Origin of the sequence: Thalassospira sp. MCCC 1A01148 (assembly GCF_001613795.1) — a bacterium.
Lineage (GTDB): Bacteria > Pseudomonadota > Alphaproteobacteria > Rhodospirillales > Thalassospiraceae > Thalassospira.
Genome location: NZ_LPVZ01000020.1, coordinates 642676 through 657411, shown reverse-complemented (window position 1 = coordinate 657411; position 14736 = coordinate 642676). Strand labels below are relative to the sequence as shown.

The 14736-nt window shown below is 54.7% G+C and carries 6 protein-coding genes; all 6 read left to right on the top strand.

All coding sequences use genetic code 11. The features are described 5' to 3' along the window. Nucleotides 1-33: 33 nt before the first annotated feature. The 6 genes from AUQ43_RS12575 to AUQ43_RS12555 all read left to right on the top strand — a co-directional run bounded on the left by AUQ43_RS12575 (nucleotide 34) and on the right by AUQ43_RS12555 (nucleotide 14617). Nucleotides 34-1263, top strand: coding sequence for a DNA repair exonuclease (locus AUQ43_RS12575; RefSeq protein WP_084272094.1), 1230 nt, complete (start codon nucleotides 34-36; stop codon nucleotides 1261-1263). Next, nucleotides 1263-4691, top strand: a complete 3429-nt coding sequence (locus AUQ43_RS12570; RefSeq protein ID WP_062956602.1) for a YhaN family protein — start codon at nucleotides 1263-1265, stop codon at nucleotides 4689-4691. Before AUQ43_RS12575 ends, AUQ43_RS12570 begins: the two co-directional genes overlap by 1 nt. A gap of 58 nt (nucleotides 4692-4749) precedes the next feature. Next, nucleotides 4750-4947 carry a hypothetical protein gene (locus tag AUQ43_RS20315; RefSeq protein ID WP_147250427.1) on the top strand — a complete coding sequence of 66 codons (198 nt, stop codon included), beginning with the start codon at nucleotides 4750-4752 and terminating at the stop codon, nucleotides 4945-4947. A 192-nt stretch (nucleotides 4948-5139) separates the two neighbouring features. Beyond that, a complete protein-coding gene (locus AUQ43_RS12565) occupies nucleotides 5140-9177 on the top strand; it encodes a helix-turn-helix transcriptional regulator (protein ID WP_114129780.1) in 4038 nt (1345 codons plus the stop codon). 471 nt (nucleotides 9178-9648) lie between these two features. Beyond that, nucleotides 9649-10008, top strand: coding sequence for a hypothetical protein (locus AUQ43_RS12560; RefSeq protein WP_062956600.1), 360 nt, complete (start codon nucleotides 9649-9651; stop codon nucleotides 10006-10008). Nucleotides 10009-10279: 271 nt separating this feature from the next. Then, a complete protein-coding gene (locus AUQ43_RS12555; RefSeq protein WP_062956599.1) occupies nucleotides 10280-14617 on the top strand; it encodes an NACHT domain-containing NTPase in 4338 nt (1445 codons plus the stop codon). Nucleotides 14618-14736: the final 119 nt, after the last annotated feature.

Genomic DNA, 14736 nt, shown 5'->3' with positions numbered 1-14736 from the left:
GCAATCGATAACTTATGTGTTAGTAGGAAGCCCATGACCAAGATACTTCACACGGCGGACATACATCTAGATTCACCGTTGAAGTCATTGGCTTTGCGCGATCCTGAACTAAAAGAAAAAGTTCAGATCGCAACCCGTTCTGCCTTTACTCATATTATCGAAACTGCAATCTCGGAGAACGTCGACGCACTTCTTATCTCCGGCGATCTCTTTGATGGCTCAGAACGAAGCGCGAGGACAGCAGCTTATCTAACGGGGCAATTGGACCGCCTTCGCCAGAGCGGTATTCGTGTTTTCTACATCAAAGGTAATCATGATGCGGAAAACCCCCTGACAGGGGAGCTGAACCTTCCCGACAACGTGCATATTTTTGATGGGCGTGGCAGTAAAGTTCAATTGTCAGAGGATGTCTGGATTCATGGGGTAAGTTTCGCCAATCGCCACGCTACTGAAAGCCTGCTTCCCAAGTTCCCCGCTCCAGTTAGTGGGGCGATCAATATTGCAATGCTGCACACTTCGCTGGCCGGGGCAACAGGACACGATCCCTATGCACCCTGTGCAGTGAATGATCTCGTTGCGGCCGGGTTCGACTATTGGGCACTTGGACACGTGCATCGGAGGCAAGTGCATAACGAAACGCCGTGGATTATCATGCCCGGTACGCCACAAGGTCGTGATATTGGGGAGCCCGGACCAAAATCTGCCACGCTCTTGACCATTATCGACCAGGTAATTGAGGTGTCGGAAATTCCGACCTCCTCAGTGGAGTTCCTTAACGTTAAAATCGACGTTAGCGAAGCCGGGAACGAAGACAGCTTGCGCGACCTGCTTCGCGAAGTGTTCCGCGAAACAGCAAACAACCTGACCTCAGACAGCGGGATTATTCGTCTTTCGTTCACAGGTACAACAACGCGCCGCTGGCAAATCCTGCGTGACCAAGACGTCTGGGAAGAAGTGGCATCTCAGTATGCCCGTGAAACAGGTAACCTTTGGCTGGAAAAGCTGGAGATCTCCCTCTCGGAAAATACGAAAGCAGGCGGCAGTGCGGTCGATGAAATGGCAGAAATAATGACTGCAATTCGTCAGGAACCTGGATTTATTGCCTCATCTCGGGCTGAGCTGGAAACAATACTTGCAGAACTACCCGCACGGCGTCGTGGTGAGCTCGTGCCAGAGGAAAAAGAAAAGGATATGCTCGCGCAGCGTCTTTCTGAGGCTGGTGTCCAACGCATGCTGGCCCGCATGAAGGGGGCGAGTTCTTGATGCGAGTTCAACGACTTTCCTTGGATTTCTTCGGCCAGTTCACCGACAAAACTCTCGACTTTGGAAAAGTCAATAGTCCTGCCGATTTTCATATCATTTACGGGCTAAACGAGGCTGGCAAAACTACTACAATGGAAGGTTATCTGCGCCTTCTTTATGGCTTCTCAATGCGAGAGCCATATGGATTTCAGCATCAGCGAGCCAATCTTCAGGTATCAGGACTTCTCGAGATCGATGGGGAAACGCGCAGCTTCACCCGCCTCTCATTACGAAACGGTAACCTGCGTGATAAAGCAGGGACCGTGCTACCGGATGCAGCCTTGGCCTCTCATTTGGGGGGACTTTCCTCAGAGGATTATCGCAACCTGCTCTGCCTTGACGATGAGACGATCGAAAAAGGTGGCGATGACATTGCTAATGCTCGTGGCGACATTGGTCGACTACTGTTTTCTGCTGCTGCAGGTGTGCCTGATCTAAATGCCGTACTGGAGCAGGCGCGGAACGAAGCCAACGATCTATATAAGAAAGGTGGAAGCAAGAACCGAGTTGCAGAACTCAAGCGTCAATTGGCTGAAGTCGAAGATAATATCAAGAAAATTGACGTGAACGCTAATTCTTGGAAAAGGCTAAAAGAAGCGTTCCAGACTGCTCAGAATGAAGAAATAGAAGCCAAGAAGGCTCGAGATGAGCTACGTCTTGAACTGGCCCAAGTATCAGCACTTCGACGTACCCTTCCCAAGCTCGGTGAAATAGACCGATTATTACCCAAGCTAGAGCCGTTTGAAGCCTATCCAGAAAAATTAGAAGTCACCAGCGAGCACCTCGTAGCGCTAAAGACTCAGCAAGTAACCACTCAAGCAGAACTTAAGAGATTAACGGCAGAAATCACGAATGCGGAGCAGGAGCTCGAAGCAATTGTTCTAGATGAAGGTCGTCTATTTCTGGCCGATCGTTTGAAAGGGTTGGATCAGCTCCGCAGTCGGGTGCAAATCTCTGTGCATGACCTTCCGATGTTACGCTCCTCATGTAGCGAGATACTATCCAATATAAAGAGAATTGCTCTCGAACTCGGTGCAGAGGACGAGGCGAATCCCAAGAAAATTGTTAAGACGCCGTCTGAAATTGCCAGCCTTGAACAGCTAAAGGATGAAATGACGAGAGCCGTCACTGTGAAGGACGCAAGAGAGGGAGAAGTCAAGCGACTTCGAGAGCTGGTGAGGACTGCACAAGAAGACCACCGATCTTTGCTTGACAATGCCCAGGCACAAAACGGTTTGATCGCACTGTTCAAGAGGTACGATGTAGATAGTCTTGCACCTGCTGCTGCAACAGCAATGCAGGCAATCGCATCATCCAACGAGACCTTGCAAGACGCACTAGCTGCACTTTCGATGGGACAGCTGGAATTCCAAGACGTACCAGAGTGTCCGGTTGAGATAACGGAAGCAGACAAACTCGCTGATCAGCATACTAACCATACGGCCAATATTACTCGCGCGGATGAAACCATTTCGCAACATGAGGAAGATGTTGCCGTCAAATCGGCGCAAATAGCCAAACTCGAGGCGAGTATCGGCGTCACGAACGACGAAAATGCGCGCCAAGCGCGTCTTCAGCGCGACACACTTTGGCGCAAGCATCGTGCGGCATTGAGCCCGGAAACCGCTGATGCATTCTTGCCTTCGATGAAGCACGTAGATGACATAGAGGAAGCAAGGCTCTCGCACGCCAGGGAGCTTGGAGAGTTGAGACAACTAGAGCAAACCCTAGTCGAAGCTGAAGCGCGGTTAGAGGCCACCAAAAGAAGACGTGAAGGACTCCAATCGCAGGCAGAAGCGATTGAGGGCCAAGTGGAAGCACTGACAACAAAAATTGGCCTGCCTATCATGTCTCCTGCTCGTTTCAGGGATTGGGTTGAGCGTCGAAATATCGCTGCTGGTGCTAAACGGAACCAAGAAAAACTTGCGAGACAACACAGCAAGATTCTTGATCAAGCAGATAAGCTGCACGAGGCTCTTGTTCCTCTTCTTCCACTTGAAACCCCTGACTTTGAATCCGCACTCGCAGCAGCGCGAAAGCTTTCAGAAGAAGAGAAGGCTTACAACGACAAGGTGGATGGCGCACTAGAAAAAAAGGTCGCTCTGGAAAAAGAACTCGAAGGGCGTTTGAGCGATTTTGCAGAGCTTGCGGACGCTGCCGAAAAGGCTTTGGGAAATTGGGCAGATAAGGTGCACGAGCTTTTTGATGGGGCCGTCCTGCCAGATATGCTGACAAACGCCATCGGACAATTGCGCGACGCCAGAGAGCTCAATGAAAAGCTCCAACATGCAACCAGCCAAGTGTCCTCCATGGAGAGAGATCAGCATGAGTTCGCAAATGCGATAACGGCCTTAACTGAGGAGTTTGACGTCGACGAGAGTGACCACCTCAAAGCGTTCCTGACACTCGAGGGCATCGCCAACCAAGCGCAAACTGATAAAGTCAAACACGACGGGCTTCTCAAGAAGGTCGCCGCAAGCAAGGAGAAGCGCAAGACGACCGAAGCGCAACTGGATGATATCGATTTGCAGGTTGCCGAAATTGGGGCGCTCTTCCCGGAAACCGAAGATACCAGCACACTTGATGCCTTACGTATCACAGTGAGCAAAGCCAACGACGTCGTTCAATGGAGGACGCAGAAAGCAGATTTGGAAAAAGAGGTGTTTACAGAGTTATCTGTCCAAACGCTAGCTGAAGCCCGAGATATGTTGAGCGAGGAGACCTCCGCCACCTTGGAAGGCAAATTTGCCTCCATAGATGCAGACATTGAGTCCGCAGAGGCCCGGCTATCACAAGCGACGGCTGACCGCGCCAATGCCGAACGCGACCTCGACACCTTAAGTGGTAGCGCAGACATCGCCTACCTGGTCGAACAACGCGCAACCATTCAGATTGAGATCGAAGAGGCTCTGCTCAATTATGTGGAACGCGACTTCGGCCTGCGCCTCGCAGAAGAGGCGATCCGTCGTTATCGTGATAAGCATCGCAGCGGTATGATGAACGCTACCGAGCGATCGTTTTCGGAGCTGACCAATGGCGCCTATCAAAAGCTTATCACTCAACCGGACGGCTCATCTGAGATCCTGTTGGTAGTTGATGCGAATGGTATACCCAAGCAGATGGCCGATTTATCAAAGGGTACCAGGTTCCAACTTTATTTAGCCCTGCGCGCAGCAGCATATGAACAGATGGTTTCCCAAGGCGTGCAACTGCCATTCTTCTGCGACGATGTTTTTGAAACCTTCGACGAAGATCGCACACGCGCGGCCTGCCGTCTGATGGAAAGGATTGGGCGAAGTGGGCAAGCCATTTATCTGACTCATCATCGTCACGTAGTCGAGATTGCAAAGGAAGTATGTACTACACAGCCACTCGTCCACACAATTTAAGACGAGAAACTGGTTTGAACGACAAGGGCTGCACCTTAACTTAGGGGAGAGAATCACAGTGCCGTGGAAGGTTAAAGATCTAAAATATAATCAGTACTTCTATGTAGAGAGAAACAAGGCAGGCAGACTGGTCGAACATCATCATCATTCTGACAAGGATGAACCTGTCTTTCCGGCCGGTCGTTGGCGTGAGCGGGTTGAAAAGGTTTTAGCTGAAGAGCCAGATGACCGCTTCGAGTTGCTCCCACTTGAGTAACGACAAATCAGATAAATCTGATTCCACATAAGGGACATAGATGCCGCAGAAAATAGATGAAGAGTTTCGGAAAGGCAGGCGCTGCGTCAGAGCTCCAATGCCGGAGATTTATTTTGCGGCGCATCTGCGGGATCGCGCAGTATCCGCACACCGAGCTGGTAGTGTTGTAGAAGCTGAGGTCAGTGATTTAATATGACATCTATGTCCGGTCCTGCATTTCCAGGCCCTGAACAGATCCGTGCCGCACGCGCGTTGCTCGCATGGTCCCAGGCCGACCTTGCTGATGCAGCCGGCATTGCTGTTTCCACGGTCGCCGATTTCGAACGCAGCCTTCGAACCCCGGTCGCCAACAACGCCCAGGCCATGAAGGATGCCATCGAAGCGCAGGGCATTAGCTTCCTGCCGGGCGGGGCGGTCGTGACGGAGAAGATGCCCGCGCCGACTATGCCCAAGCCCGGCAAACCCATGCGCTGGATCGAAGCACAGCACATCGTGGAATGGGCGGGCACGCGTGACGGGCAGGCTAAGATGCCCGAATTGATCAGCCGCTTGTTGCTTGCGACGCATGGCCCGGCAGCGACGTTGCGCTTCCCCTCGGACGACAGCATCCAGCATCCGGGTTGGGACGGCGTGTGCGACACTCCTACAGATTTACTCTACGTTCCCGCCGGCATCACGGCGTGGGAGATCGGGGTCCAGCGCGGCAAGGTGCCTGCCAAGGCTGAGGATGACTATGTCAAGCGGACGGCCGATCCGCTGGAAATCGATCCGGCCGTATCCTGTTTCATCTTCCTCACACCACAGCGATGGCCGCAAAAGGACGTCTGGGCTGCAAAGAAGAAGCAAGATGGGGTGTGGCGCGACGTTCGCGTGATCGATGGCGACATGCTCGTCCATTGGCTCGAGCTTCACCCCGGCGTCGCCGAATGGCTTGCCGTCCGCATCCAGCGGCGGCCCGAAGGCTTGCGCGGGCTTGATTCGATCTGGCGCGAATGGTCGCTGGCGACCGTCACGCCGCTATCGAGCAATCTGATCGTGGTCGATCGCGACGATCAAGCGGCAAAAGTGCTGGCTTGGCTCTACGGTCCGCCAGCGACGATTTCGCTGCAGGCGGAAGCGTCGGGAGAAGCGATGGCGTTCGTCTCGGGTGCGCTTTCTGCGCTGCCCGAGCCCTACCGAGTGTATTGGATGAGCCGCATCCTGGCGGCACAATCAGAAGACGTCGCGCGCCAATTGGTCGGGCTTGGGCCCAAGTTGGCGGTGATCCTCGATGGGGGCGATCCCGGGGTGGCGGCGGCGCTGGTGGCTGATGGTCATCACGTCCTGCGTGCGTTGGGTTCCGATGTAGGTGCGCCACACAATGTTATCCGGCTAGAGCGGCCGTGGCGGCATCACGTCGAGAGCGAGCTTGAGGCGATGGGCCTTGAGCGTGAAGAAGCCCACCGGCTGGCGCTGCAAAGCGGCCGCAGCCTTGTCGTCCTCCGGCGCCTGATGTCCGCAAGTTCGGCGGGCTGCCCAAGTTGGGCATCATCGCCGATCGACCCGGCCTTGTTCGCGGCGATGCTTGCCGGGGGGTGGCGCGACGATTATCCCGTCGACCGAGAAGTGCTCGAGCGCCTTTCGGGTCAGAGCTATGATGCGTTGGTCGCTTCGTTGGCGCCTTATGCCGCTGCGTTCGATAGCCCGGTGCGCCGTTCCGGCACGGCATGGCGGCTGGCCTCCCTACGGGATGCGTGGTTTCAGCTCGCGCCGTTCCTGACTGATGGGCATCTCGATCGCCTAAACGTTGCTTTCCTCGCGGTGATGGGCGAGCGTGACCCGGCATTCGACGCCAAGCCCGAGGACCGCTGGAAGATCGATCGCGAGCCGCCCAAGGTCGCATCCCCCGATTTGAGGCACGGGCTTGGCGAGGCGATGGTGGCTCTCGGCGTGTTTCCCGACCGTGCGAAGGCGGCATCGACCGCGACGTTCGCCGCGCATCGCAATGTCTCCGGATTGCTGGAAAAAGCCGACGAGCGTTTGTGGTGGTCGTTGTCGGACAGCTTCCGCTTGCTGTCCGAAGCCGCACCGCAGGCGTTTTTCAACAGCATCGACGCCGCGATCGACCGCGACCCGAGCCCGATGGCGGCGCTCTTCCGCAGCGACGAGGGCTTGTTTCACCCTCAGGAATATCTCTCCGACCTACTCTGGTCGCTAGAATTGCACGCCTGGAGTCCGCGTCACCTCGCGACTGTCAGTCTGCTCCTGGCGCGACTCGCTGAGCGCGATCCCGGCGGGCGCGTGTCCAATCGGCCGAAAGCGACCTTGCGCAGGATATTCCTCCCTTGGGTGCCGCAGACCTATGCGACTGCGGAGCAGCGGTTGCAGGTAATCGATCTCATTCTCAAGCACTACAATTGCGTCGGCTGGGAACTGTTGCTCGGGATCGCGCCAAGCATGCACGGCATCTCGACGCCGTCGGCGAGCCCGCGCTGGCGGGACTATACGGTGGATTATGCCGAGCCGGTCACGCGACCCGGCATCGCGCGGGCATACGACGCGATAGGCGAACGTGTCCTTGCGCATGTAGGGAATAACACCGTGCGTTGGGGCGAACTGCTCCAACATTGGGCGAATTTCAGTCCGGCATGGCGAGAAACCGCTGCAGCGCAACTGGCGGCGGCATCATCGGGGTTCGATAGTGCCGGTGGCGGGGACTTTCGCGAAAAATTGCGCGGCCTAATCGTAATGCACGAGCAATATTCCGGGGCCGATTGGACAATGGACGCGGCGCAGCTGGCGCCATTGAAGGTCGTATTCGAAATGCTCGAGCCGAACGAGCCGACTGCGCGGCATGCCTGGCTGTTCACGCGCGGCAATCACCACTTCCGTGGTAACCTGCCATGGAATGAAGCGGAGAAACGGCTCGCTGACGAGCGACGCGTCGCGGTTGCAGAACTGGCTGGCTCGTTATCGGTCGATGCGCTGGTCGATTATGCTCTGACCTTACAGATGCCCAACGAGCTTGGCGCGGCGTTCGCCGCCGCCGATATCACAGAGGACCTCAAGGATGCGATTCTTGATGCGGCAATAGCGCGCGGCGAGCCGCCGTTGACCGACATGGTGCAGCGCATGACGTATGCGCTTGCCGAAGTGCGCGGTGTGGCGTGGCTATGGGATCGGTTCGATGCTGCCATCGTTGCCGGTCGGCCGCCTACCGAAATCTTGCCATTGATGATGGCGTTGCCGGTCGAGCCGCCCACTTGGGAGCGGGTGGCCGCGGCGGGGACAGAGATCAACGCTGCCTATTGGCGGACGATCAAGACGTTCCGTGTGCCCGAAGGTCCGGCGATACACATCGCGGTCGAAAAGCTCCTCGCTGAGGATCGAGGCCGCTCGGCGCTCGAAATGCTGATTGGACCGACCGACCGCGAAGGGTACGTTGCCGATCTGTTGGACGTTCTTCGCCATCCCTCAACAGTGAGCGAGGAGAAGTCTCAGGCCGATCACAACGACTTGACGATGTTCACTCACTACGTCGGCAAGGCATTCGTGCGCCTTGATGCCGACGACGCTGTCGGCGAGGACGAGATACTCAAGCTCGAATGGGTTTATTTCCACGCCCTGCGGCATTCCGAGCGCCCGACGCGCACGTTACATAAGGCATTGGCAAGGAATCCGGCCTTTTTCGTCGAGCTTCTCCATGCGGAGTTCGGGAAGATCGAACTCGAATCCGACGATGCGGGTGCACGTGAGCGCACACGGATGATAGCCAGCCAGGCCTATCATGTCCTCCAAGACTGGTCGCACGTGCCGGGGACGCGCGACGACGGGGTGATTGACGGTGTCGAGCTGGAAAAATGGGTCAAGACGGCACGCAAGCTGTGCGCCGAGGCCGATCTCGCCGATATCGGGGACTCGCGGATCGGTCAGATTCTGTCGGCACCGCCGGTCGTTGCTGGCGAGGTCTGGCCGCCCGAGCCGATCTGCGAGGTAATCGAGCTGTGTCGCAGCCGAGACCTCGAGGATGGCCTTGCGGTTGGCGTATCGAACCGCCGCGGCGTTACTGTCCGGCTGCCCACCGATGGCGGAAAACAGGAGCGTGATCTCGCGGAGCGTTATCGCGCCGATGCGCTCCTCTGTGCGCAGACTTGGCCGCGCACCGGCGCGTTGCTCGAACGGATCGCGGAGAGCTACGATGCGCGTGCCAAGTGGGAAGACGAGCATGCCGAGCAACGGGACTGGACCTAACCTGAATGCCCGCCAACAGAACAGCTCTGCAAGGAGTTGTATGATTTCGACTGGGGAGAATTAAAAGATCAGGAGGATCGTTTTCAGAAATTCAATTTTGACGAAGTGGAATAGTAAGTGATCACCAAGGGTACGTACCACTGTTCACGCGCCCGACTTGGGGCTGGACGCAATCGTTGTTACCGATCTGTTTCAGGCTATCGCGTGGCTAACCATTCCAAATAAGGGACAGACGATGAACGGTATCACCGAGCCACAAAGGGATGATCGATGATCTACATTTGGCACATAATTGGCGTGTGGTTCATATTCAACGCAGGCACGGGGCTTTTTGCAGGAGACCAAATTAGTGATGCAGGTAGAAAGCTGCTACCAACATCGTTGCTAATTTCGGTGGTTTACCTCGTCTCCTTATTTTTCATTTATTGAGCCCCGGCACTTTACCGAAAGCATTCCAAATAAGGGAAAGTTATGTCGGAAGAACTGATATTAGTGCGGCTGACCGGTGAGCAGGCAGAAACAGCGCGAAACGCAATTGGCCCCAGAAAACGGATCACCCATGCCCTCGTGTGCGGATCTCATGGCAACATCTTCGGGACCGAGCGATTTTGCCGGAAGTACTACGATGCCTGGCGGACGATCTTTTCCGACATTTTCCCAGATGGTGCCCGTGAAACCGAAACATACAAGTTTGATGAATATATCAGTCGGTTCGACATGGTGACCGCTTTAATAGAAGAGCAGGACGCGCGTAAGAATTTGCCGAACGGTCAAGCGACAACAAGAAGCCCATCTGTTTGGCAGCGTGCACTAAAAATGTTTTCCAAATAAGGGACATGAGCATAAGCAAAGAAACGAAGTCGTCGACAGATCAAAATCTAGAACTGAGTAAAGTAACAGCCGGCATCACCAAGATAGTTAGTCCCCAAGACACTTCTTTCGGACAGATGGGCAAAACCGGATCTCCATTTCCAAACAAGAAAGCAGATCAGCGACCTCACACATGATCTTGACCTTGCCAGGCTTGCCGGCTTCACGACCAAAACGCTGAGGCCGAACGAACATTTCTCGATGAGGTCCATGGTATAGAAGATTTCCAATAATGATTGAGCGCACCTTTCAAAACATCCCCAGCGAAAAAATCAGCGAAGCAGATCAGCAATCGTTCTTGGTTAGTCTAGGTTGGGCAAGAGGATCTACGTGGGATGATTTACTGCGATCAAAACGCGTACTGATAATCTCAGAAGCGGGTGCAGGAAAAACATATGAATGTCGCTCTCAGGCGAAGCATCTGTGGTCTGCGGGAGAAACAGCATTCTTCGTTGAGTTGGCCGCGCTGGCGACTGACGAACTTCGCAGCCTGCTAGATGCCGATGAAGAAGCACGGCTGGACGCTTGGCTTGCCTCACAGTCCGAGGAGGCGACATTTTTCCTGGACTCGATTGACGAGCTGAAAATGACGTTGGGTTCATTTGAGCGCGCACTCAAACGACTGAAGAAGTGCATCGGAAATCAGCTTCACCGGACGCGGGTCGTCATCACGACCCGACCAATACCCTTCGACGAACAGCTAGTCCGAAATGTACTGCCTATTCCAGCAGCGCCGTCCTCGGAATCAAATGAAGAGGCATTTGCAAAAGTCGCAATGGGTGAGCCTCGGGCTCAACACGACAATATAAGCAAGGACCAATCAACCGAATGGCGGTCGGTAGGCTTGATGCCGCTATCTGACAAGCAGATCGTCGTTTTTTGTCGGCAGCAGGGTGTGAGCGATCCCGATCTTCTTTTTGAGGATCTACGACGTCGCAATGCTTTGGAGTTTGCACGTAGGCCTCAGGACCTCATTGAGTTGTGCGCGGACTGGCGTGAGCACAAGCGCATCCGAACGCATCGCGATCAGGTTGCCACAAATGTTAGAGTGAAGCTGCTTCCCCGCAACGACAGACCTGAAACGGCGGAGTTATCCGTTGACAGGGCGATCGAAGGAGCTAGCCGGCTGGCGCTTGCAGCTCAGATGACACGGCGTCTAACAATCCGTCATAGTGCAGCGTACGACGTTGTTCACGATGAGGCAGCCCTCGATCCCACGATCATCCTATCCGATTGGGAACCAAACGAACGCAAAGCACTGCTGGAGCGTCCGCTATTTGGCTTCGCTTCATATGGCCGGGTGCGCTTCCATCATCGCTCGGTGGCGGAGTATCTTGCTGCGGAACGGCTATTAACTCTTCGAAGACAAGGTATGTCGTTTCGGGCCCTCAAGCGGCTTCTCTTCGCGGAAACCAAAGGCAAGATGATCGTTCGCCCGTCCAAGCGACCAGTGGCGGGTTGGTTAGCCTTGCAAGAAGATGGGATATTTGAACTCTTGCGGGACAATGAGCCTGCCGTGCTCCTGGACGAAGGAGACCCAGAGTCGCTAACGCAAACGCAGCGAAATCAAGCTCTTAGTGCCTTCGCTGAGCGTTATGGCCCCGGTGGATGGAGAGGCCTTCAGGTGCCCCACATTCAGGTCCATCGTTTCGCATCGAAAGAGCTAGCAGGTGGAATCGACAGACTCTGGCGTAGAGGAGTAGAGAATCCAGATGTGCGAGAAGTCCTCATCAACCTCATCGAGGCAGGCCGTATAGAAGACTGTGCGGACATCGTATTCGATATCACTCAGGACATTGCAGCGCCTGCGGTTGAGCGCATAATGGCTGTTGATGCGTTAGTAGCCCTTGATGACGAGAGGCTAGGGTATATTGCTTCCAGTATAGCGGATGCTGACGATATCTGGCCTGACAGAGTGGCTCGAGGTGCCGTACCAACCCTTTTCCCCAAGTACATGTCGGTTGAACAGCTTTGTCGGACACTTCGATGGACAAAGCTGGAGAAGCCGAGTGTAGGCGACCTTAACTGGCAACTTCCACGCCTGATAGCAGGATCGCCACTTGATCTCCCTGTCCTTGAAGAACTTCGTGATGGCCTCCTAGCGTTAGTCTCAGAGGGGCTTAGTTGGCAAAAAAGATTGCCACATATTTCGAGTGATTGGCCACATCTCAGCGGAGCGCTCGCAGCAACGTGTGAACGCGGCCTCGATATGAGCCAAGATGAGGCATGGTTGCATGCTGGCGCACTTGCATTGCGATTGCCTCGCCGGGATCATGGCAACGATGAGCCGATCAAGTCGCTTCGCGAAAGACTGAGCAATCTGAATGCAGAGGGCACTGCTCGTCTCTTCTGGGTCGAGGACGCTTTGATTCAGTCACTCTGTCGACCCAAAGAGCCTTCGAAGCGACTCGCAGAGATCACGATTTTCGATGGACCAGTCCAGCTTAGACCGGACCGAGATCTGACTTGGGTGAGCGAAGCGCTTGGCGACACGACCAGGGACACCGGTATGCGCGCTATACTCCTGGAGGCAGCTATCCGCCTGTCGCCGGATCGTGATACATGGAGAAAGCACGTTGAAGGACTTAGGCCTCTCATAGTGGATGAGCCCTCATTCGTGCAAAGGCTTGACGACTGCCTAAAACCATCGAAACACGACAAAGAACATCGTAGTTGGGAAAAGAAGGAGGCTGATCGAAAAAAGCAGGAAGAGCGGCAAAAGGACATGGCTCGCGAAAGTTGGATTCTGTTCTGGCGAGAAGTTGCCAATCAGCCTGAGAACGCATTCTCGACGGAGAAAAGCTGGAACACGGCTTGGCACCTGTGGCACGCAATGAGACACGATGGCGATGACAGCCGATCATCAGGTTGGAACAGGCGTTTCATTGAGGAGCAATTCAATCAAGAAACTGCCGACAAACTTAGACGCGTGCTGATGAATATCTGGCGCGATGATCACCCAACCTTTCCCAGCGAAAGGCCCGAAGGTGAGCGCAATACATTTCTTGTACGTTGGCAACTTGGTCTCGCCGCGATCTATGCCGAAGCAGAGGACCAGAACTGGGCAGCTAAACTCAGCAATGCAGAAGCTGAGCTAGCCGCGCGGTACGCTCTGATTGAACTGAACGGCCTTCCCCAGTGGTTCGAGAGTCTCGGAGAGAGGCACTCAAACGCTGTGGACCGAACGCTTGGCAATGAACTGTCGTGGGAGCTAAGCCAGCCGCCAGGTGAGCATGGACATTCAGGCCTGCTCCAAGGAATTGGTTACACGCCGACAAGAGTTGCAAGACTATTTGTTCCACGGCTGCAATCTTGGTTAGATGCTGGTGGGGATCGGATCAATGGCCCAGATAACACGACAGGGATGACCGAAAGGGTTCAGCAAGTCACACGGGTTATCTTGAAGCATGGCAATCCTTCGGAATTTGAGAGACTTCGAGAACGGGCACTCCAAAGATTGGAGCAGCAATTGCCGTTTGCGCTGCGTCTTGTTTGGTTGCGGACCTTGATGCGGATTGATCCGCAGGCGGGTGTCGAAAAGCTGGCGGATCAGATCGAGATAGTCGAACCATCTGAGCGATCAGACGCTGTGACATGCCTGGCCAGGCTCTTTGGGGATAGCCAAGACAGAATTGCGCTGCGTGACGAACGCTTCACACCGCAATTACTGCTGCGGCTGCTTCGCCTGGCCTATCGCCACGTTCGAATAAAAGACGATGCGCACCACGAAGGATCCTATTCACCAGACACTCGAGACGATGCAGAGCAGGCACGCAATAACATTGTATCGGCATTGATCAACGCGAAGGGCGGGGAGGGCTTCGCCGCAAAGCTCGAAATGGCTGCAGATCCTTTGTGCGCTCATTTCAAGGATCGCATTTTGGCTGTGGCAGAAGAGAAGTGGGCGCAAGAGAATGATGCTAACGCATTTGATGAGGCTCAAGCGGTAGCGCTTGATCGAAGCGGGGAAGCGCCTGCCTCAACGAATGAAGCCATGTTTGCGATTATGAAGGATAGGCTGTCTGACCTCGATGACCTTCTTCTCCAGGATGCTTCACCACGAGAGGCTTGGGCAGGGATAAAAGATGAGAAGGTCATGCGTCGAGAAATCGCGCGAGAGCTGCGCCATGCCGCCAACTCGATCTACACTGTGGACCAAGAGGCCGTAACCGCAGACGAAAAGGAAACTGATATCAGATTGCGTTCCGTAGCCTCTGACCATGAGGCGGTGATCGAACTCAAGCTCGGGGATGGACGAACAGCTAGAGACTTGCACGATACAATCGAGAAGCAGCTGGTGAAAAAGTACATGGCACCAGAGCATAGCCGCTCCGGAGCTTTGATGGTGACCCTTGCAAAGAATCGGAAGTGGAATCATCCGGATGAACACCGTAAAATCAACGCGGACGAACTTTTCTCCCTGCTACGCACAGAGGCGAAACGGATTGAAGAAGCGTTGGGTGGTGCCGTCTCAGTAGCTGTACATTTTCTTGATTTGCGGCCTCGGTTACCCCTTGAGAATGCCCGAAAACCCCGGAGAAAGAAGAGTTCAAGACCATCAGTAGGTTAATTTGATCTTGGTTGGTAAATGCAACATTTCACGTTGCAACTAGGTGTTCGATCAGGTGGAAAGTGGCTTCGTTGACAACGCTGGCGCACTGCATCTGGGCGCCATCAGCATGAGCCCTT